This window comes from Ralstonia sp. RRA (assembly GCF_037023145.1).
Lineage (GTDB): Bacteria > Pseudomonadota > Gammaproteobacteria > Burkholderiales > Burkholderiaceae > Ralstonia.
Genome location: NZ_CP146091.1, coordinates 667436 through 687290 on the forward strand (window position 1 = coordinate 667436; position 19855 = coordinate 687290).

The following is a 19855-nucleotide window of genomic DNA, read 5'->3' on the forward strand; positions in this document are numbered from 1 at the left end:
CAGCCCCGGTGCTGTGCGCATGCGCTAGCGGCGCGCGGCGTGACCGCGCAGGCCTTCGCCCTGCGTGCGGCGCGTGCGCGCGCTGGCAATAGAGATGACTTGCCGAGAGCCGTTGCCCGGCAGGCGGCTGCGCGGGCGCTGATTCTGGTAGCGCCGCTTGATCAGGTAGATCGGTCGGCCTTTCGCTTCGTCATAGATGCGACCGATGTACTCGCCGACTACGCCCAGACCGACCAGTTGCAGCCCCCCGAAGAACAGCAGCAGGGACAGCTCCGATGCATAGCCTGGCAGCACGATGCCGAAAATCAATGTGCGCGCGATGATGAATGCCCCGTAGAGAAAGGCCAGCGCTGCCACGAACGCACCCAGGTACGTCCAGCAGCGCAGCGGCAGCGTGCTGAAGCTCGTGATGCCTTCCAGCGCGAAGTTCCACAGCCGCCAGCCGGAGAATTTGGAGTGGCCAGCGCTGCGCTTCTCGCGTTCGTATTGCACGATCACCGTGGTGAAGCCCACCCACGCGAACAGGCCCTTCATGAAGCGGTGCCGCTCGGGCAGTTGCTTGAGCGCGTTGACCACCGCGCGGTCCATCAGCCGGAAGTCGCCCACGTTCTCGGGCAGCTTCAGATCGGAGAGTCGGTTGTGGATGCGGTAATAGGCGGCGGCAGTCACGCGCTTGAGAAACGAATCGCACACGCGGCTGGCGCGCTGGGCCAGCACCACCTCCGCGCCTTTGCGCCAGTGCGCGACGAGCGTGGGGATCAACTCCGGCGGGTCCTGCAGGTCGGCATCGATGGGGATCACGGCATCGCCCTGAGCTTCGTCCAGCCCTGCGGTCAGCGCGGCTTCCTTGCCGAAGTTGCGCGTCAGGTCCACCACGCGCACACGCGGGTCGGCGTGCGAGACGGCGACCAGCTTGGCGAGCGTGTCGTCTGCGCTGCCGTCGTTCACGCACACGATCTCGAAGTGCACGGTGTTGATCGACTCCAGGATCGGCACCACGCGCGCGAAGAACAGATGCAATGCATCGCCCTCGTTGTAGAACGGTACGACCAGCGAGAGCAGTGGCGTTTCGTCATGGCTCGGTTTCATGATGATTTCCCCGTTGCATGGGCCTGCCATTGGTGCGGGCCTCTTGTCTGTGTGTCGGCGTGACCTGGATACGAGGGAGACGGTTGGCGTGCTCCATCAGGTGCCGCAGTTTTCGGATCTGCCGAAGCGGCGGTTTGCCTTCGCGACAGACGGACCACGCGCCGCACGATCATGAATGCCACGGCCAGCAAGACGATCGGGCCGATCTGCGGCAAATGGAGCAGCGGATTGATGAATTCAAACAGTGCCAGCAACCAGGCTGTCGCCAGTACGATGCGTTCGCTGCGCGAGAGGCCATGGTGGATACCCGCGCCAACGTAGCCTGCGATGGCGAGGCCCAGCCATGTCAGCTCGTATACACGCAGGTAGGGCGACGTCAGCATGGTGGCCATCGCCAACATGGCGACGCGCAAGCCGGTGTCGGTGGTGCGCAGCCACACGTAGAGGAGTGCGATCACGGCCAGGCCTGCGACGATCAGGTGCAGGGCATAGGCAAGGGTGACGCTCAGGCCAAGGGACCGCGCCGCGGCCAACACCGTCGGCATGACCTGCCAGGCGACACCGCCGTTGTCGAGCAGGTGAGATTGCGCCCAGCGCGCGTTTTGCAGGAAGGCGGGGATCGTCTCCCACCCGCATACAGCCACGCTGATGGCCGTGAGCGACATGGCCGTCAATGCCACGCTGGCGAGTGCCTTCCACGCACGTGCCGCCAGCAGCGCGAGCGGAAACAGGATCGCCAACTGCGGCTTGATGACCAGCAGGCCGATCGCCACGCCAGCCAGCACCGGTCGTTTTTTGAGCAGGTAGACGCCCGTGCCGGCCAGCGCTGCCGTGAGCAGCGAGTTCTGCCCCAGCAGCCCCGACACAAACACCGCCGGCGATGCCACGATGGGCAGCCACACCCCCTGGCGCCAGACCGAGCGGACACCCAGCAGCCAGCCGGCCGCCTTCACGTAGAAGGTGCCGGTGGCCAGCACGAACAGCACATAGCTGGGCCAGAACGGCAGCAGCGCAAGCGGGATGATCAGCAGCAGGAACGTTGGGGGGTAAAGCCAGGGCATGACGATCTTGCTGCCCGAGTCCAGCGTGCCGTGCTCGCGGATCGCTTGCATCATCTGTGCGGGGTCATAGGCGTGGAGCGGGCCGTGTTGCAGCGAGATGTGCGATGCCCCCCAGAACACCGAGAAATCCACGCCGGGGCCAGTCATGTTCTTGTTCGTGAAGCCGTGGCTAGCGATCGCGCCCAGCAGCAAGAACGTGCAGAACAGAATCAGCATGATCGCGCTGCATGACTTCACCCGGTCGACGGTGAGCCACGGCTGGGCGGCTTGCGGCGGCGACACGGTCGCGGGTGCGATGTCCGGTTGTGCAGTGTGGTGGTCCATGCCTGTTCTCCCCCGTTTTCTGTTCTTGTGGCTCGATACGATGTGCGGGACGACTACCAGACCAGACGCGGTGGAACGTACGCACCATAGTAGGGGCCGGTACCGCCGCCACCTGTTGCAAGCTTGACCCCACCAACGAAATTTCCCTCGATGTAGGAGTGCGACCCGTTCTGATACACGTTGGTGATCTGAAAACCCACGAAGCCGACGACCGGCGAGCTTGACCCGGGTGTGACCGAGGAGACAACCGGCATCACGACCGTGCTCGGATAGTTGATGACCTTGTAGACGCTTGCCTTGACACCATTGGAGATGTTGATGCTGTCTCCAATACTGACGGCGGTCGGGTTGCCGTTTTGCACCAGGCTCTTCTCTGTGCTGGCATTGGTGCTGCCAAAAAAACCAGTCCACTCGCCGCTAAAGCAAGTCGTGCTTTTGGACGGGTAGGACGTCTCGATGTCGATGACTTGGGGTTGACCGGTAGACGGATCATTGACCGGCTTGCCGGTCTTCGAATCCCAATACAGCGTGAGCAGGCATTGGTTGATGGCCACAGGGAAGAGTGCCCCTGGGTTGGCTGTACCTGGCGCGGCGATCACGGCAACCGCTGTGGCCTGGATGCTGGCCGGCGTGCCATTGACGATCGAGGCAAACCACGTGCTGACCGGGCCGCCGTTGTTGCCCGAACTGCGGCCGATGGTGACTTGCACGGCAGGCACGTAGCTGGTGAGGTTGGGCGGGGTGCTCTGCGACAACGCCGGCGGCGAGCTTTGCGTGGAGGCCCAGCCCCTGGAAATGTCCCAATACCCCGCTTGAACGTTGCCATCGCTCAGTTGCTGGCCGCCGGAATAGTTCTTCCCGATGGCGGCCTGCCCCACGGAAACACCGTTGGACCAGTTGGGGGCTGTAGGCTTGGATAGACCTGCGGCGCCGGCCAGCGCGGCAGCGTCTGCAGCATTCTGCAGCTCGTTACGCACGACCATCAGGTAACCGATATCGACGGCCAGCGCGCCAAACGCGGTCATGATGATGATCAGGAACGGCATCATGACGCCGACGGCACCGCGTTGAATGCGCTTGTGCGTGGAGGTCGTTCTGGCTCGCATGGCACACCTCACCTTGTGGAACGGGACCAAGCCCGGTGTTGCCTATTCGCACACCATGGTGGTGATCGCATTGATGGTCAATCCGCCAACCAACTGCGCGATGAGCAGGCCCGTAAAGGTGTATGACACCTGGACTGACAGGTCTGCGCCGGTCGACGTGCAGGGCGTGATTGCCTTGGGAAACGTGCACTGCGCCCCGCCATTGGCGAAGGTCACCAGCCTGCTCTGGCAATAGTTTGTTGCCACGCTCTGGATTGACGATGCAGTGGGGTACGACGATGAGGAGCAGGACGAGCTCGACGTACAGAATGCCACCCCGGATCGCGCTGCCTCCCGGCTGGCATTGGTCAAAATGGCTTTGTCATAGAGCGCGGCGCCGAACTCGATCACGCCAAACACAAGCAGCAGAATCAGCGGGAACAGCAGCGTGAACTCAACGCCCGCGGCGCCGGCCATCCTGCGCCGTGCGGCACACGGCGGTGCTGCGTTGCAATGGAGTGGCGTTCGCATGATGGTCTCCTCGAGTCAGTGTGGGCGCCGATGGCTAGTGATCGGCAACCATCCGCAGGGCGTCGACGATCCGGATCAGTGCCGAACCGAGCAGCACGACATAGATCGACGGGAAGATGCAGAAGATCAGCGGGAAGAGGACCTTGGTGCCGATCTTGGCCGCGCGCTCCTCGGCCAGCATCTGGCGCTTGGTGCGCAGCATGTCGGAGTGCACGCGCAGGGATGCCGCGATGCTGGTGCCGAAGCGGTCGGCCTGGATCAACATGGCCACCAGCAAGCTCACGTCATCCACACCGGTGCGGGCGGCGAAGTTGCGCAGCGCCTTCTCGCGTGACAGACCGGCACGCAGTTCCAGCGTAAGTAGTTCGTATTCCTGTGCCATCACCGGGCGGGCCGCCCGCATTTCATCGACCACCCGCAGGATCGCCGCATCGAGCCCGAGGCCAGCCTCCACACACACCATGATGAGATCCAGGCTGTCGGGAAACGACTCGAAGATCTCGCGCTGGCGGTACTTGATCTTCATGGCCAGGACCAGATTGGGCAGGTAGAACCCGATGACGGCGGCCACAAAAAGGATGGTCAGAAATTGCAGACGCTGGCTCGCGTCGAATAGGCCGACCATTGGTGCGAACAGCAGCAGGGGCAGGCCGACCGCCAGAGCCGTCTTCACGCCGAAGTAGATCGGGATCGCCTCGGGCGCGCGCCAGCCGGCATGAACGAACCGGGTATGCAGCGAAGAATCTTCCCAGCCTTCCTTCGGCACGGATGCCCGCGCGAGCGGCTTGGCCAGGCGCTCGGCGGTATGCAGCCAGTGATGCTCTTCGATCTGCGGGCGGAGTTGCGGTGTCTCGCGGTCGATCTGGCCGAGGCGGCGCTGCAGGGTGCGCGGGCGCATCACTACCAGGACTGCGAGGATGGCGCAGAACGCGATGGAGAAGGCGCCTGCCAGCAATACGACGTGTGCAATTTGCATGGTCTTACGGGAAGATCCCGCCTCCGATTCAAACGTGGATGCGCACGAGGTGCCGAATCCAAAGCATGCCGACGCAAGTCATGATGATCGCGCCCCACAGCATCTGGATGCCGAGCGGGTGCGTCCACAAGCCCGATACCAGGGTGGGATTCAGGACGTACATGAGCACGCCCAGCGCTGGCGGCATCAAGGTCAGGATCCAGCCGCTCAACCGGCCTTCGGCCGAGAGCACGCGGATCTTGTCCAGCAACTGCAAGCGCTTGCGGATGAGCGTGCCGATGTTGTCCAGGATCTCCGCCAGGTTGCCGCCCGATTCACGCTGGATCAGCACTGCGATCACCAGGAAGCGCAGGTCTTCGATTGGCACGCGGCGGCTGAACGCGGCCAGCGCGTCGCCCATCGGAACGCCATAGTTGATCTCGCTGAAAACCAGCGCGAACTCGCTGGCGATGGGGGCCGGAAGCTCGCTGCCTGCCATGTCGAGCGCGCTGGGGAACGAGTGCCCGGCGCGCAGGGCGCGGGCGAGCAGGTCGGTGGCTTCGGGCAACTGGGCTTCGAGCTTGCGCAGGCGCCGCGAGCGGCAGCGCATCAGGTACAGCGTGGGCAACGCACCGGCCAGCACGGCCAACACGAGCAGCGCGACCAGCGGCGGGGCGAACAGCGCGGCCACGGCAGCCACCACCACAGGCAACGCCAGTGTGAGCGTCAGGAAGCGGCCGACAGACCAATCCAGCCCCGACTGCAGCAGGATCAGGTCGAGGGAGTCCACGTGTGGAAGCCGCTGCAGCAGGTGCGCGACATCGGTGGACTCAGCGAGCACCCGTTGCTTCAGGATGTTGGTTTGCGCATCCTTGCCGGAGAGGCTGAACAGCGCCATTTCCAGCCGCTGGCTTAGCCGCTTGGCGGCCGGGCTGTGGCGACTGTTCCACCACTGGTAGAGGCCGATCGCACCCAGCACCACGGCGATGAAGAGCGATGCGGCAAAGCCGACGAGCGGGGCGTTCATGGCGCTCTCCTTGACCTAGATTTCGTAGAACACGTTCGGGTCGAACAGTGTGTCGGGCAGGTGGATGCCGTAGGCATGCAGACGCTCCCAGAACTTGGGACGAACGCCGGTGGCGCAGAAGTGCCCGTGGACCCGTCCTTCTTTGTCCACCCCCTTGCGGCGGAACGAGAAGATCTCCTGCATGTTGACGACCTCGCCCTCCATACCGGTGATCTCCTGCACGCTGATGAGCTTGCGGCGGCCATCGGTCAGGCGCGAAACCTGCACCACCACCGACAGTGCCGAAGTGATCTGCTGGCGCATGGTCTTGGGTGGCAGCGACAGGCCGGCCATGCTGACCATGTTCTCGAGCCGTGTCAGCGCATCGCGCGGCGTGTTGGCGTGAATGGTGGCCAGCGAGCCCTCGTGGCCGGTGTTCATGGCGTGCAGCATGTCCAGCGCCTCCGCCCCGCGTACTTCGCCCACGATGATGCGATCGGGGCGCATGCGCAGCGCGTTCTTCACCAGTGAGCGCTGCGTGATCTCGCCGCGGCCTTCGATGTTGGCGGGGCGCGTCTCCAGGCGCAGGACGTGGTTCTGCATGAGCTGCAGCTCGGCCGCGTCTTCAATGGTGACGATGCGCTCGTCTGCCGGGATATAGCCTGAGAGGATGTTGAGCAGCGTGGTCTTGCCGCCGCCTGTGCCGCCCGAGATCAGCACGTTGAGCTTGGCCCGTACCATCGCCTCGAACAGTTGCGCCATTTCGGGCGTGAGGGTCTGGAGCTCAATCAGATCCTTCATCTGGAGCGGGTTCACCGCAAAGCGCCGGATCGATAGCAGCGGCCCGTCGATGGCCGAGGGCGGGATGATGGCGTTGACGCGCGATCCATCGGGTAGCCGCGCATCCACCATCGGGCTGGACTCATCGATGCGCCGACCCACGCGCGAGACCATTTTTTCGATCACGCGCATCAGGTGTGCATCGTCCAGGAACGTGACGTCGGTCAGCTCGAGCTTGCCGCGGCGTTCCACGTACACGCACTTGGAAGTGTTGACCAGAATGTCGGAGATGGTCGGGTCGGCCAGCAGCGGCTCCAGCGGGCCGTAGCCGAGCATCTCGTCCTGGATGTCGGAGACCAGGCGGCGGCGCTCCACCTCGTTGATCTGATGGTTGCCCTCTTCGATGATGCGTTCCACCAGTTGCGCCAGTTCGCGCTTGACCTGTTCGGGGGACAGTTGTTGCAGCCGGGTCAGCTCCACGCGATCGATGATGATCTGGTGGATGTCCATGGTCAGTTGCTGATAGGCCGCGCTGGTCCGGGCGCCCGCGCCATTGGCCTGCGAGACGCGCTGCGGCATCGCTTCACCGGCCTGCTGGAAGAGTTGTTCTCGGAGGGACATGGCGCACTCCATGCAAATGGGTGATTGGGCTCAGGGTCAGGCGCGCACGGGCGCGGGTACCTGACTGGGCTGCCCGAATAGTTTGCGCAGCAGGCCGTCACGCTGCGGGCGGGAATCGGGATAAAGCTGGCGGGCCATGTCGTACAAGGCACGCGCGATCGGGCTGTTCTCGGCCAGTTGCAGCAGCGGAACGCCCTGGTTGCTGGCATCGCGCACGGGGACTGGGTCGTACGGCAGCACATGCGCGATGGCCATGCCAAAGGCGTTTTCCATCGTGTGCCGGTCGATGGGTGCGTGCTTGTCATGCTGGCTGATCACCAGGCGCAGGCGGTCTGCGTGATAGCCCAATGATTGGCACAGCTCCATCAGCCGGCGGCCGGCACGCAGATACGTCAAGTTCATCTGCAGCACCGGAAAGATCAGCTTGCTGTGGTCCAGCACCACGATCGATGCCGGGTTGATGTCCTGCCCGATGTCGAACACCACGACGTCGTACAGTGATGCAGCCAGAGAAACGATGCGCTCGAGGTGAGTCGCCTTGATCTCGCCCGCCTTGACCGGGTCGCCCGCGCCGGCCAGCACGTCGAAGTCGTGTGCGACGTGCGTGAGGCAGGTGTCAAACAGGGCTGCGTCCATGCGGTCGATCTGCTGGCAGACCGTCAGCAGCGTGGCCGGCGGTGTCTGGTCAGTCAGCAGGAAGGCTGCATCGCCGTACTGCTGGCAGAGGTCGATCAGCAGCACGCGCTTGCCGTACCGGGCACTGAGCATGTGGGCGAGATTGGCTGCCGTGAACGTCGTGCCGGTACCACCCTTGCAGGACAGGAACGACAGCACCTGGCCCTCGCCGCGTCCACTGGAGAGCGCATGGCTGGTGCAGCGCTGAAGCTCGTCGCGAAACTCGGGCGCGTCGGGCGGCCAAGGCAGCACGCATTGCACACCGGCGCGCATGGCACGCATTAGCAGCTCGGCGCTTGGGTTTTCCGCAACCAGCATGCACTGCGTTTCCGGGTGCTCGGTGGAGAGCCTGCGCAGTTGACCGAGCTGGTCCGGACCGAAGTTGCCGGCGTCGACGATCAGCAGGTCATAGCCCTGTGCGAGCCCGGGTTGGGCAAGCGCCTGGGCCGGTTCGGCGCGAACCTGCTGCACGACATGGTTCGCAGCCTGCGCGATCAGCCCTGCTAGGTACTGCAGATGCGAATCGTCGGCAGATACGAGAGCGATCTTGGCCATTGCAGTGCTCCTGTGAGCCGCGCGCTGCGCGCCTTGCGCAACGCGTGCCAGCGGTTACTTGCCCATCGAGTCGAGGCTGTTGCCCGCTCCGACGCCGACCTTGAACGCGCTCAAGTCGCTCTGCGGGGTGCGGAACTGGCCGTTGTAGCGGTCCATGGCGGAGGTGGCTGCGCGGCCGTCCACGCCCGTGACCGGGTCGGTGTTCATGGATGCATTGGGGTTGAGTGTCTGCATGGCCCGCACTGTCCGCACGGCGTCACCAAAGTGCGCGTCGTAAGCGGGGGTTGAAGCCATGCAACCAGCCAAGGTGAGAGCAACTGAACCGCAGAGTCCCGCGCGTGCCAGCATCGAAGTGATTTTCATGATGGTCTCCTTGAGGGGCACGACGGGTCAGTCGCGCAACGGCGCATCGCCGGTCGCAACGAAGTGCCAGGTGTTGAGCTCCGGTGCTGCCGAGACAGCCGACGGGGTGGACTGTGCCGGTGCTGCTGGCGTCGTTGGTTCCGCGGGCGGTGTGGCGTCGCTGGACGGTGCTACAGCCGGGGTAGGCGCACCTGCCGCCGGTGCGGGTGCTGCTGTCGGTGTAGCAGCTGCGGCAGGTGCCGCTGCAGGCTTGACCGGGTGGCCTTCCATGTTGCCGTTCAGGTACAGCTCGCCGCGGTTGACCGGGCCGAAGCTGTCGGTCGGCAACGGATACTGCGCGGGTAGCGGCTTGACCAGTCGCGGCGTCACGACGAACAGCAGCTCGGTCTGGTCTTGCTGGAAGCTCGTGCTACGGGCCAGGGAGCCGATCACGGGCAACTCGCCGATGCCGGGGAGGGCTTTCAGGCTGCCGGTGATGTTGCTCTTGATCAGCCCGCCGATTGCAAAGCTCTGACCGTCGCGCACTTGTAGCGTGGTCGAAGCACGTCGTGTCGTGATGAGCGGCAGGATCGTGGTGCCATTGGTGTTCGCCGCGCTGACGGCCACGCCGGTGGGCGACAGTTCCGACACTTCCGGCGCCACCTTCAGATTGATGCGGCCGTTCTCCATCACCGTGGGGGTGAAGCGCAGACCCACGCCAAAGGTTTCTTCCTGCAGCACGATGGTGGACGAGATGCCATTGGTGCTCTGCGGCACCGGAATGAACACTTTGCCGCCCGCCAGGAAGCTGGCCTCTTGTCCGCTGATGGCCATCAGGCTCGGCTCGGCCAGCACCTTGACCAGGCCGTCGCCGCGCTGCGCATCGAGTGCGAATTTCAGCGGCAGGTGGTTCGCCTTGCTGAAGCTGACCAGGTCTTGCGAGCTCGACAGGAAGTTGGCGATAGCGCCGAAGGACCAACTGCCGAACGCGCCGTTCAGGTTGAAGGCCGAACCCATCTGGTCGATCAGGGTCTTGGAGACTTCTGCCACTTTCACTTCCAGCATCACCTGCTGCGGGGCCTCGACCGCCATCATGTTGATGATGCGCGGGCTGCGCAGTGGCGCGCCCGGCGCAGTGGGTGCGCCTTGCGTGGCGCTGCTGGCACCTTGGCTACCGCCCTGATCATGTTGCGAGGGGCTGGGCGTCTGCCGCGTAACGAAAGCGTTGGCAATGTCCACCACCTTCTGTGCCTGGACCGAGTCGCTCACGCTGCCGCCGAGCACGAGGCTGTCGGCTGCGGCCGAGACGCGCACATTCTTGGCGTCGGGCACCAGTTCATGGAGGGTGGCCAGCAGGCCTCCCGGGTCGGCACCCACGGCAACGTCGATGACACTGCACGAGCCGCTGCGGCCCTGCACGATCATGTTGGTGGTGCCGACTTCCTGGCCCAATAGGTAGAGCGTCTGCGGCGACACCAGCATTGCCTGCACGACGTTCGGGTTGCCGACGGTGCGGTTGCGCACCGGTTCCGGCAATTGCACCATGGTCGATTTGCCCACTGGCACGGTCACTTCGCTGTGCGCGCGCATGGCGCCGACGCAGTTCGGGCCTTTGATTGAGGTGTCACGGCTGGCCTCTGCTGTGGCCGGGCTGCCGATGGTGACCTGGATCGGCCCGGAGCCCGACATCTTCAGCGGCTTGGCCGGTGTGGCCGCACCGCTGTTGACGATGGCGCTCTCGACGCCAACTTGCCCGTATGCGATGTCGGCGGTGCCGAGCCCACACACTCCCAGCAGGGTCACCGCTACTGCGGTGGCCTTCAGGTGCGGCACCATGCGGCGAACTGCGCCGCGATGTTTGTAGATTCGGTCCATGTCGGCCCCCCAGATTGGTTGTTCTGCTTGACAAGGTCGGATGTCGTGCCGGCTCTCTTCCCGGAGCCTGTCATCTACTGTTTCTTGTTCTGCTCAACGCTTCAGAAGCACTCCCGATCACGTTGGATGCCGCTGATCACGCCCACGCAGGTGCCGCTCGGCCTGTGTTCGGCCACACGACGTACGACCTGCACGGTCTTGACCACCGGCACGGCCACGGCGGCCTGGATGGCGGGTTCCTTCAGGAGCGTGCTCTTGGTGGCGCCGGTGGTATCCGCCGCGCGCGGGTCGGCCTGATTGCGCAGCACCAGCGAAAGCGTGCCCACGCTGCGTGCCAGGTCCAGCTTCTCGGCCTGGTCGGGCGTGACTTCCAGCGTCACAGCGTTGACGACCTTTGGCTTGGTGTCGTCGCGGCTGACTTCCTGAGCGACCGCCAGCACCAGAATCTTCTCGAGCACGATCTTCGAGATCGAGTGCTCCTTCTGGTCATTGCCGGCGGTCTTGGGTGCCTTTTCGTCTTCCATCGTGTTGACGATGACGTCCACATAGCTGCCCGGCAGCGCAAAGCCCGCCACGCCCACCACATCGTTCACACGTACGGTAATGGCGCGTTTGCCATCGGCAATGACTGCCGAAAGTCCGCCCGCAGTACCCACTGGCGTGAGCTTGGATTCCAGCACCGGCTCGCCGCGGGTGAGGCTGGCTTTCACGACACGGCCGTCGAGGGCGTGTACGTCGGTCATGACGCCCGGCGGCAGGCTGGCAGCCGGCCAGTCCACGAGCTTGACCATCTCCGGCGACAGACGCTGGCCGAGTTCAACGTCGGCCGAAGCGACGGCCACCTTGGTGATGCCGCTGCTGCTTTGCTGCATGAGCCAGCGCGAGGCGAACATCACGGCTGCCAAACCCGCAATGGCGGCAATCAGCAACATGGAAAAGATGCGTAGGTTTTTCATTTCCAACCTCGTTATCTCTGTCAGAAACCCCGTTTCCAGTAATGCGTGCGAATGCATGCGACGGGGATGCAGGCCCGACCGATGCGCCGGTCGGCAACGCGTGCGCCGGATGGCGGTGGCGGGTGCCAGGCCGCACGCGGTCCGCACATATGGCGATGCGGTACCGCGGCGGTCCTGGCTTGCCCGGTGGTACGACTGCATTGGCGCATCTCACTCCCCCTGGCGAGAGCCGGTGATGTCTGGCCCTCCGCTCCCCCTCAAGGCTTCCGTCCACAGCCTCGTCGCGTGTTGGCAACGGGTGTGGTTGGCGGAGCCTCCATTCGTCGTACGTGCTCCAGGTGTATCGCGGCGTGGTGCCTGCGCCCTAGAGCACGCCCTCCATCACCAGCAGCGTGCCGATGGCAATGGCCACGGCGTACGGCAACTGGGTTGTCTTGTCTTTCTTGTCGTGTCCTGCCGCCGTTGTCTTGCCGCCGAAAGGCAGCGAGAGCAGCAACGCCGAGACATTGGCAAACATGCGATGCGCATTGCCCCGGATCAGCATCATGGTCAGCGCCAGCGCGCCGCCCACGATGAAACTGACGAGGGTGACATGCAGCACGCCGGTGGGCGCCATGAACGCTCCCACGGCGCCCATCAGCTTCACGTCGCCGGCGCCCATGCCGCCCAGCAGATAGATGCCGAGGAACAACCCCAGGCCGGTGGCGGTGCCCAGGAGCCATGTCCAGCTTCCGGCCAGCACGCCGTGTTCGAGGCACTGCGTGAGCAGTGCGAATGCCAGCCCGCTGATCACCAGCCAGTTCGGGACGCGGCGAGTGCGCACATCCCATACCGCAGCCGTCATGACCAGGGCAGCAACGCTCAGATTGGTCAGGTGCAGGGCGGTGGTCATGGAATGGCTCCTTGTTCGATGGTCCTGGTCGGGTTGTGCTGGCCGAGATGCCGGCCGCAGCGCTGCACCCTGTGCGGACCAGAGACCAAGCCGGTGTAGACCGGCCCGGTCTGGCCGCGTGGGTGGCTCAACCCACTGCTGTCATGCTGCGGCTGTCAGATCGGCGGAGATGGCAGTCCAGATCTTGCCGACAGCGGTCGAGACCGCGCTGTATGACGCCGCCATGACCAGTGCCACCATGGCCAGCAGCAGGGCGTATTCCACGCCGGCTGCTGCGTCTTCTTCACGTGCGAATTGCTTGATGCCTTCGAACAGGGTTTTCATGTCCCTTCTCCTTACGTCGTGGTTCAAGGAAAAGCGCACCGCTGAAGATCGGGCGCGTTTTAGCCGGGCAAGCCGACTAGGGTCGAATCAGGGGGGCGGGATTTCGCGAACGCGTGCCGGCGCCATGCCGACCGAGACCGGCACGTTCCAGACGCGCAACGTGATAGACGACTCCCCCGACTTCACCGTTGCCCGGGAGCCGCGCGGATGGGCTGGCCACCAACGCTGCCTCGCCGGACGCATCGCCGCGGTTGCGACGGCTGCGCCATGGGTGCCACGAATCGATCCATAGGACCTTCAGGAACCGTTTCGCGCCCGGGCGTACTGCTAAACCACTGCTTGCGGTGGTCCGGCAACTGCGCCGGCGACCCGCGTTGGGCTCGTGTTCGATGGCACTGGCCCTGTTCTGAACTTCCCCAAGACGCCGCATCTGGCGCCGTGTTCTTGTTGCGGTGAATCGACGCGTCAGCCCGTCAGGACCGCGTACCGCATGCAACGCTGTTTGGATGCCTTAGCCACCGCCGCCATGGTGGTGGCCGTTGCCGTTACCGCCATTGCCATTGCCGCCGTTGCCGTTGCCGTTGCCGCCATCGCCGCCTGATCCCGAGTCGAAAACAGACGACAGCTGCGTCGCCGCGTTATTCCACATCTTGCCGGTAGAGGTCTTGACGCTCAGGAGGAAGCCCGCCATCACCAGGGCCACCATCATCAGCAGCAGCATGTACTCGATGCCGGCAGCTCCAACGCTTTTGCGCTTGCTTCCCACAGTCTTGGTCTTCACGTTGACTCCCATGGAGCTTGGCACCTGCATTCCAGAACAGCCTGTTGCTATGTCGGCGTGGACATATGAGCGACGACCGTGCCATTGCCGCTAAGTCCTTGATTTTCCTAGGCTGGGCAGGCATGCCAGCCCCCAGCCCAGGCAATCGGCCCGCGCTTGTATCCCTCGCGTTACGGACACTTTGTGCCGCACACGACACAGCAAACGATGCTGCACATCTTGTTTGCGCAAATAGCAAACGTAAAAGTGGCGTATGCGATTTGTGCAATGCAAAAAAGGCAGGGGAAACCCCGCTGCCGTGCCAACGGCGGTTGTTTGTGCATTGCTGAAACACGGGGGACCTTGTTGGAACAAGATGCAGCGCACCGCAGTTGTCTGGCGCGGTGTGAGCGCAACGTGACTTGCCACCCGTCTTGCAGGAAGAGAGGAGCGCTTTATCGGAGAGGCGGCCTACAGCGGAACGGCCGCCTGATCTCGACGCCCGATGGCCGGGCCGCTGCAGCGTCGTACGGAAGGATTAGGCAGACAGCCGACAGGGCTGGCGCAGGCAGGGGCATCAAAACCGTTTCAGTCTTGAAACATGGCCCGGAAAACGAGGGAAAAGCGATACCTGAATGGGCATCGCTGCTGCTGCAAATGAGAACTGCTACAGCACCAGCGGACGGTCGCTCAGCTCATTGGCACGTGGGGTGCCATCCGTGGGGACGTGGGTGGCGAGGATGTCGTTGATCTGCGCCAGCGCTTCCAGCACTGGTGCCATCGTCACGCGCTGCGCAAAGCCGCGCGTGATGGTTTCGCAGGCCGTGCGCCATGCATGCGCATCGACTTTCGCGGCGATACCGTGATCGGCCAGGATCTCGACCGCATGGTCGGCCAGGTTGATGTAGAGCAGCACGCCCACGTGCTCGCGTGTGTTCCACACCTCCAGCAGGCCGAACAGTGTGCGTGCGCGATGGCGCGGCGTAACACCCGCCCACGCATCGCGCACCGGCAGCGAGCTTTCAATGACGACGCGCACCTCGCCGCGATGGCGTTGTTCGCCTTCGCGTACAGCGGCTTCCAGCTTTTGCAGCTCGGCCGGAGGAAAGGCGCGCTTGGCGTGCGACGAGGTCGTCAGCAGGTGGGTGATAGCACGGCGTGCGCCGCGATGGTGTCGGGTTTGAGATGCCATGGTCGTGATTGCGCTCACCAGTTGCCGGAGGCACCGCCGCCGCCGAAATCGCCCCCGCCGCCTCCACCGAAGCCGCCGCCGGAATCGCCGCCACCGAAACCACCGCCGCCGCGCCCCCAGCCGCCGCCCAGGCCGCCACCGATGCCACCGCCAAGCCCGCCGATGGTGCCCGGGCCCCAGCCTCGGTTGCCCATCACCACGCGCGTACCGGGCCGGCCGCCGGGCAGGCTGCCCGTAACGCGCCCGCCCGAGCGCATGGCCGCGCTCAGCACGAAGAACACGATGATCGCCAGCGGAAACAGCACCGGCAGCCAATCGCCGATGCCGCCGCTGGCTTGCTGGTGCTTGGCGCGCTCAGCCGGCGGCAGGTTCTCTTGTGCAACGATGGTCTGGATGGCCGAGATGCCCGCCGACAAGCCGCCGTAAAAATCGCCCTGGCGGAAGTGCGGCGCCATCACATCCTGCAGCACGCGTTTCGATTGCGCGTCGGTCAGCGCGCCCTCCAGCCCGCGCCCGACCTCGATGCGCATCTTGCGCAGCGATGCCGGGTTGTCTTTGGCGATGAGGATGATGGCGCCATCGTCCACGCCCTTGCGGCCGGCCTTCCAGGCATCCGCCACGCGAATGCCGTAGGCCTCGATGGGTTCCGGCGCCGTGGACGGCACCATCAGCACGAAGATCTGGCTGCCGTGCTGCTGCTCGTAGTCGGCCAGTACCTGTTCGAGCGCGCTGCGCTGCTGGGCAGACAGCGTGCCCGTCAGGTCGGTCACGCGCGCAGCCAGCGGCGGCACAGCCACCATGTCGCTCTGCGCGCGCGCAGGCAACGCGGTGGCCAGCCAAAGGGCCGCTGTCAGCAGGAAGGCGAAGAAAGCACGCGCGCGCATCGACATGATCGTCAGCTCGTCAGAACTTCACCGCCGGGGCGGTGGAGATGCCCTTCTCGTTCTCGACCGTGAAGTTCGGCTTGACCTGGTAGCCCATCACCTTGGCCGTCAGGTTGGTCGGGAAGCTGCGGGCCAGCACGTTGTAGTCCTGCACCGACTTGATGTAACGCTGGCGCGCCACGGTGATGCGGTTCTCGGTGCCTTCCAGCTGCGACTGCAGATCGCGGAACGACTGATCGGCCTTGAGTTGCGGATAGTTTTCCGACACCGCCATCAGGCGCGACAGTGCGCTGGAAAGCTGCCCTTGCAGTTCCTGGAATTTCTGGAACGCCGCCGGATCGTTGAGCACCTCGGGCGTGATCTGGAAGCTGGTGGCTGCGGCGCGGGCCTTGGTCACGGCTTCGAGCGTGTCTTTCTCGTGCGAGGCGTAGCCCTTGACCGTATTCACCAGGTTCGGGATCAGGTCAGCACGGCGTTGGTATTGGTTGACGACCTCGGCCCAGGCAGCCTTGGTGGCTTCGTCCTTGGCCTGGAAATCGTTATAGCCGCAGGCGGACAGGAATGGCGCGACCAGCACGGCCAGCGACAGCGCCAACCAGCGCAGCACCGAAAAACGCGTCGAACGAACGGACAGGGCAGCGGTCATGAGTACCTCGTGATCAGACAGTCAGACAAACAATGTGGCATGAGACCGACATCGTCTCCTGGTGTTCCAGCGAACTCTAGCGTATGCGCTTGACGCCTCAGTCGCACATCAGTACGGTATGGGGACTTTTTTGACAATTTCCATGCGCGCGATTTCCCCTGCTTCGTCGATTTGCATCGCACCGGCCTTCAGCCAGTCGGTCGCGTCGACGCGTGCGCACGCCAAAAAAGCCTCCAAACAGCCGCTCGTCTGACCGGAGCGCTGTTCCGTCAGATGGGCGACGGAACAGCGGCTGACCGCCAAGTTAGACACGGTTGACCTCTTACCCGCATCTCGCGGGCCCTGCATTCCCGATGCTCTCCTGATGGTTCTTGATCGGTCGTTGATTCGTCCAGGAGTTTTGTCGTGCTTGAAAACCCATCCACCCCTCTTTCCACCGGCGCGCGTCCGTCGTATGCAGGCATCTGGGTGCCCATCGTCACGCCGTTTGCCGATGATGCGACGCGGTCGGTCGACTACGGTGCGCTGTATACATTAGTGGCGCGATATCGCACGCAGGGTGTCGCTGGTTTTGTGGCTTGTGGCAGTACGGGTGAGGCTGCCGCGCTCACCGATCAGGAGCAGGCCGACGTGCTCGATACGGTACGTGCTGCGGCCGATGGGTTGCCTGTCGTGATGGGCGTCTCTGGCAGCGCGCTGGCGCCCGTGCTTGAGCGCATGCTCAGGCTCGCCGAGCACCGACCCGCCGCGTTCCTGATACCGGCGCCTTCCTACATCCGCCCGTCGCAGGACGGGATCGTCGAGTACTTCACGGCGCTGGCTGATGCTTCGCCCGTGCCGGTGCTGCTGTACGACATTCCGTATCGCACGGGGGCGAGCATCGATGCCGAAACGCTGCTTGCGCTGGCTGCGCATCCCAACATCCATGGCATCAAGGATTGCGGTGGCGATGCTGACAAGACGCAGCGCGTGATTGCCGATGGGCGGTTGCAGGTGCTGGCAGGGGAAGATGCGCAGGTGTTCGGCACGCTGTGCGCGGGCGGGGTGGGGGCCATCATCGCGGCCGCGCATGTCCGCACAGAGCTGTTTGTGGAGATGGTGCGGGCGGTGCAGGAGCAGCGGTTGAATGATGCGCGGCAGTTGCATCATGCGCTGGCGCCGGTGATTCGGTTGTTGTTTGCGCAGACCAATCCTGGGCCGTTGAAGGCTTGGCTGGCTGCTGAAGGGCAGGTGAAGAATGTGCTGCGGGCGCCGATGGCGGCAGCTTCTGAGGCACTGGGGCAGGCGTTGGTGGAGGCGGTTGGGCGGGTTTGAGTTTTCTGCTTTTTGTTGTTGGTCCATCCCCGGTATCGTCCCCTGCCGGGGCCGACTCACTTTTCTTTGTCTTGCCAAAGAAAAGTAAGCAAAAGAAAGGCGCGCCCGAGATGGCGACTTCCCCTTGGATTTTTGTAACCGGGCGGAGATGGGGAAAACTCGCTTCGCTCAGACAGTTCCCCATCTTTTTTCCGCCCGCTTACAAAAATCCAAGGCGCCATCAAGGGCAGGAACGTCAAAAGAAAAAGGCCAACCCCTCGCGAGGTAGGCCTTTGTCATTCTGGCTGGCATCCAGATGGTTTGGCTCTTTGCCTTTGACTTTCCCTGCCCTATGCGGCGCCTTGAATTTTTGTGAGCGGGCGGAAAAAGGAAGGAGGCTGTTTGAGCGCAGCGAGTTTGCCTCCTTCCCCGCCCGGTCACGGAAATTCAAGGAGTCTTTCGCCGCATCGGGCGCGCCTTTCTTTGCTTACTTTCTTTGGCAAGACAAAGAAAGTGAGTCAGCCCCGGCAGGGGATGAAACAGGGGTGAACCACCAACGCTGATCCATCAAGAAACAATCAGACAGCCTTAAACGCCTTCCGAGCCGCGGCAAAAGTCGCATCCAGAATCGCATCATCGTGCGTAGCCGAAACAAATCCAGCCTCAAACGCAGACGGCGCCAGATAAACGCCCTCAGCCAACATGGCATGGAAGAACGCATTGAAGCGCCCAACATCGCTCTTGGTCACTTCAGCAAAGCTGGTCGGCACACCTTCACGGAAGTAGATCCCGAACATGCCACCAACGCTGTCTGCGGCAAACGGCACACCAGCTTCGCGGGCAATGTCGGACAGCCCATCCACCAGCTTGCGCGTCTGCGCAGCCAGCCGATCATGGAAGCCATCCGCAGCAATCAGGCGCAACGTGGTCAGCCCGGCAGCCACCGCCAGCGGGTTACCCGACAACGTCCCTGCCTGATACACGCTGCCCAGTGGCGCGAGGAAGCCCATGATGTCGCGGCGGCCGCCAAAGGCCGCGGCCGGCATGCCGCCACCGATGACTTTGCCCAGGCACGTCAGGTCCGGCGTGATGCCGTACAGCGACTGCGCACAACCCAGCGCCACACGGAAGCCCGTCATCACCTCGTCGAAAATCAGCACGGCGCCGTTCTCAGTACACAGCGAGCGCATGGCCTGATGGAACGCGGTGCTGCCTCGCACCAGGTTCATGTTGCCGGCCACCGGTTCGACGATCACCGCGGCGATTTCCTTGCCATGGCGCGCAAACGCCTCACGCAGTGCGTCGACATCGTTGTAGGGCAGCACCATTGTGTGCTTGACCACGTCTTCCGGCACGCCGGCGGAGGATGGCGCGTTCTGCGTGGTGTCGGCAAAGGTCAGCAGGCCCGAGCCGGCCTTGACCAGCAGGCTGTCGGCGTGGCCGTGGTAGCAGCCCTCGAACTTGACGATCAGGTCGCGGCCGGTAAAACCGCGCGCCAGGCGCAGCGCGCTCATGGTCGCCTCGGTACCCGACGAGACCAGTCGCACCTGCTCGATCGATGGCACGAGCTTGCAGATTTCCTCGGCCATGACAACTTCCGCCTCGGTCGGGGCGCCGAACGAGAAGCTGTCGGCCGCCACTTCCTGCACGGCGCGCACGACGTCAGGATGCGCGTGGCCGACGATCATCGGGCCCCACGAGCCGACGTAGTCGATATAGCGGGCGCCGTCGGCATCCCACAGGTACGGGCCGGCTGCCTTGGCAATGAAGCGCGGCGTGCCGCCCACCGAGCGGAAGGCGCGCACCGGCGAGTTCACCCCGCCGGGGATGGTCTTCTGGGCACGTTCAAACAGGGCGGCGCTGCAAGGAGTGGCCAATGAAGGAGTCGACATGGATGCAGTTGGAGGAGAGAGGCGCCGCGCAGAACGATGCTGCGGCACGGTTTAAAGACATGTTTGCGGCGATTATGCGGTGGTTTGACGCAGATCCAGGTTGGATACAGTCAAACA

General features: G+C 63.9%; 21 protein-coding genes. 2 read left to right on the top strand and 19 right to left on the bottom strand.

Features of this window, described 5'->3' with window-relative positions:
• Positions 1-24: 24 nt before the first annotated feature.
• From V6657_RS03250 to V6657_RS03335, 18 genes are all read right to left on the bottom strand, one after another.
• Positions 25-1089, bottom strand: a complete 1065-nt coding sequence (locus V6657_RS03250) for a glycosyltransferase family 2 protein (protein ID WP_048935163.1) — start codon at positions 1087-1089, stop codon at positions 25-27.
• A complete protein-coding gene (locus tag V6657_RS03255) occupies positions 1086-2474 on the bottom strand; it encodes a glycosyltransferase family 87 protein (protein WP_082170274.1) in 1389 nt (462 codons plus the stop codon). The genes V6657_RS03250 and V6657_RS03255 overlap by 4 nt, the downstream gene beginning before the upstream one ends.
• Positions 2475-2527: 53 nt before the next feature.
• Positions 2528-3580 carry a pilus assembly protein TadG-related protein gene (locus tag V6657_RS03260; RefSeq protein WP_048935162.1) on the bottom strand — a complete coding sequence of 351 codons (1053 nt, stop codon included), beginning with the start codon at positions 3578-3580 and terminating at the stop codon, positions 2528-2530.
• A gap of 42 nt (positions 3581-3622) precedes the next feature.
• Positions 3623-4090, bottom strand: coding sequence for a TadE/TadG family type IV pilus assembly protein (locus V6657_RS03265; protein WP_048935161.1), 468 nt, complete (start codon positions 4088-4090; stop codon positions 3623-3625).
• Between the two features lie 34 nt (positions 4091-4124).
• Complete coding sequence (locus V6657_RS03270) at positions 4125-5066, bottom strand: type II secretion system F family protein (RefSeq protein WP_048935160.1); 942 nt, start codon at positions 5064-5066, stop codon at positions 4125-4127.
• Positions 5067-5094: 28 nt separating this feature from the next.
• Positions 5095-6072, bottom strand: coding sequence for a type II secretion system F family protein (locus V6657_RS03275; protein WP_048935159.1), 978 nt, complete (start codon positions 6070-6072; stop codon positions 5095-5097).
• A 15-nt stretch (positions 6073-6087) separates the two neighbouring features.
• On the bottom strand, positions 6088-7452 hold the full coding sequence (locus V6657_RS03280; RefSeq protein WP_048935158.1) for a CpaF family protein: 1365 nt from the start codon (positions 7450-7452) through the stop codon (positions 6088-6090).
• Between the two features lie 36 nt (positions 7453-7488).
• A complete protein-coding gene (locus V6657_RS03285) occupies positions 7489-8682 on the bottom strand; it encodes a CpaE family protein (RefSeq protein ID WP_048935157.1) in 1194 nt (397 codons plus the stop codon).
• A gap of 54 nt (positions 8683-8736) precedes the next feature.
• Positions 8737-9045 carry a hypothetical protein gene (locus V6657_RS03290; RefSeq protein ID WP_048935156.1) on the bottom strand — a complete coding sequence of 103 codons (309 nt, stop codon included), beginning with the start codon at positions 9043-9045 and terminating at the stop codon, positions 8737-8739.
• A gap of 27 nt (positions 9046-9072) precedes the next feature.
• A complete protein-coding gene (locus V6657_RS03295; protein ID WP_048935155.1) occupies positions 9073-10899 on the bottom strand; it encodes a type II and III secretion system protein family protein in 1827 nt (608 codons plus the stop codon).
• Positions 10900-11000: 101 nt separating this feature from the next.
• Positions 11001-11855 (bottom strand): Flp pilus assembly protein CpaB, encoded by an 855-nt coding sequence (cpaB, locus tag V6657_RS03300; RefSeq protein WP_048935154.1) that lies wholly within the window; start codon positions 11853-11855, stop codon positions 11001-11003.
• A gap of 364 nt (positions 11856-12219) precedes the next feature.
• Positions 12220-12747 carry a prepilin peptidase gene (locus V6657_RS03305; protein WP_048935153.1) on the bottom strand — a complete coding sequence of 176 codons (528 nt, stop codon included), beginning with the start codon at positions 12745-12747 and terminating at the stop codon, positions 12220-12222.
• Positions 12748-12888: 141 nt separating this feature from the next.
• Positions 12889-13071, bottom strand: coding sequence for a Flp family type IVb pilin (locus tag V6657_RS03310; RefSeq protein ID WP_048935152.1), 183 nt, complete (start codon positions 13069-13071; stop codon positions 12889-12891).
• 511 nt (positions 13072-13582) lie between these two features.
• Positions 13583-13852, bottom strand: a complete 270-nt coding sequence (locus V6657_RS03315; protein WP_048935194.1) for a pilus assembly protein — start codon at positions 13850-13852, stop codon at positions 13583-13585.
• A gap of 646 nt (positions 13853-14498) precedes the next feature.
• The gene (locus V6657_RS03320) at positions 14499-15023 is read right to left on the bottom strand and encodes a TPM domain-containing protein (protein ID WP_048935193.1); all 525 of its coding nucleotides are present in this window, start codon (positions 15021-15023) and stop codon (positions 14499-14501) included.
• 14 nt (positions 15024-15037) lie between these two features.
• Positions 15038-15913 (bottom strand): YgcG family protein, encoded by an 876-nt coding sequence (locus tag V6657_RS03325; protein WP_048935151.1) that lies wholly within the window; start codon positions 15911-15913, stop codon positions 15038-15040.
• A gap of 13 nt (positions 15914-15926) precedes the next feature.
• Positions 15927-16553 (bottom strand): LemA family protein, encoded by a 627-nt coding sequence (locus V6657_RS03330; protein WP_048935150.1) that lies wholly within the window; start codon positions 16551-16553, stop codon positions 15927-15929.
• Between the two features lie 108 nt (positions 16554-16661).
• Positions 16662-16865, bottom strand: a complete 204-nt coding sequence (locus tag V6657_RS03335) for a hypothetical protein (RefSeq protein WP_048935192.1) — start codon at positions 16863-16865, stop codon at positions 16662-16664.
• Between the two features lie 93 nt (positions 16866-16958).
• On the opposite strand from V6657_RS03335, the gene dapA reads away from it, so the two are divergent.
• Both dapA and V6657_RS03345 read left to right on the top strand, forming a co-directional pair.
• Positions 16959-17867, top strand: coding sequence for a 4-hydroxy-tetrahydrodipicolinate synthase (dapA, locus tag V6657_RS03340; RefSeq protein WP_048935149.1), 909 nt, complete (start codon positions 16959-16961; stop codon positions 17865-17867).
• Positions 17864-18409, top strand: coding sequence for a hypothetical protein (locus V6657_RS03345; protein ID WP_248694810.1), 546 nt, complete (start codon positions 17864-17866; stop codon positions 18407-18409). The genes dapA and V6657_RS03345 overlap by 4 nt, the downstream gene beginning before the upstream one ends.
• Before the next feature lie 15 nt (positions 18410-18424).
• On the opposite strand, the gene hemL is transcribed toward V6657_RS03345, so the two are convergent.
• Complete coding sequence (hemL, locus tag V6657_RS03350; protein ID WP_048935148.1) at positions 18425-19738, bottom strand: glutamate-1-semialdehyde 2,1-aminomutase; 1314 nt, start codon at positions 19736-19738, stop codon at positions 18425-18427.
• Between the last annotated feature and the right edge of the window lie 117 nt (positions 19739-19855).

Coding starts and splice junctions, on each gene's coding strand:
- V6657_RS03250 (WP_048935163.1), bottom strand. CDS start 1,089: ATGAAACCGAGCCATGACGAAACGCCACTGCTCTCGCTGGTCGTACCG.
- V6657_RS03255 (WP_082170274.1), bottom strand. CDS start 2,474: ATGGACCACCACACTGCACAACCGGACATCGCACCCGCGACCGTGTCG.
- V6657_RS03260 (WP_048935162.1), bottom strand. CDS start 3,580: ATGCGAGCCAGAACGACCTCCACGCACAAGCGCATTCAACGCGGTGCC.
- V6657_RS03265 (WP_048935161.1), bottom strand. CDS start 4,090: ATGCGAACGCCACTCCATTGCAACGCAGCACCGCCGTGTGCCGCACGG.
- V6657_RS03270 (WP_048935160.1), bottom strand. CDS start 5,066: ATGCAAATTGCACACGTCGTATTGCTGGCAGGCGCCTTCTCCATCGCG.
- V6657_RS03275 (WP_048935159.1), bottom strand. CDS start 6,072: ATGAACGCCCCGCTCGTCGGCTTTGCCGCATCGCTCTTCATCGCCGTG.
- V6657_RS03280 (WP_048935158.1), bottom strand. CDS start 7,452: ATGTCCCTCCGAGAACAACTCTTCCAGCAGGCCGGTGAAGCGATGCCG.
- V6657_RS03285 (WP_048935157.1), bottom strand. CDS start 8,682: ATGGCCAAGATCGCTCTCGTATCTGCCGACGATTCGCATCTGCAGTAC.
- V6657_RS03290 (WP_048935156.1), bottom strand. CDS start 9,045: ATGAAAATCACTTCGATGCTGGCACGCGCGGGACTCTGCGGTTCAGTT.
- V6657_RS03295 (WP_048935155.1), bottom strand. CDS start 10,899: ATGGACCGAATCTACAAACATCGCGGCGCAGTTCGCCGCATGGTGCCG.
- cpaB (WP_048935154.1), bottom strand. CDS start 11,855: ATGAAAAACCTACGCATCTTTTCCATGTTGCTGATTGCCGCCATTGCG.
- V6657_RS03305 (WP_048935153.1), bottom strand. CDS start 12,747: ATGACCACCGCCCTGCACCTGACCAATCTGAGCGTTGCTGCCCTGGTC.
- V6657_RS03310 (WP_048935152.1), bottom strand. CDS start 13,071: ATGAAAACCCTGTTCGAAGGCATCAAGCAATTCGCACGTGAAGAAGAC.
- V6657_RS03320 (WP_048935193.1), bottom strand. CDS start 15,023: ATGGCATCTCAAACCCGACACCATCGCGGCGCACGCCGTGCTATCACC.
- V6657_RS03325 (WP_048935151.1), bottom strand. CDS start 15,913: ATGTCGATGCGCGCGCGTGCTTTCTTCGCCTTCCTGCTGACAGCGGCC.
- V6657_RS03330 (WP_048935150.1), bottom strand. CDS start 16,553: ATGACCGCTGCCCTGTCCGTTCGTTCGACGCGTTTTTCGGTGCTGCGC.
- hemL (WP_048935148.1), bottom strand. CDS start 19,738: ATGTCGACTCCTTCATTGGCCACTCCTTGCAGCGCCGCCCTGTTTGAA.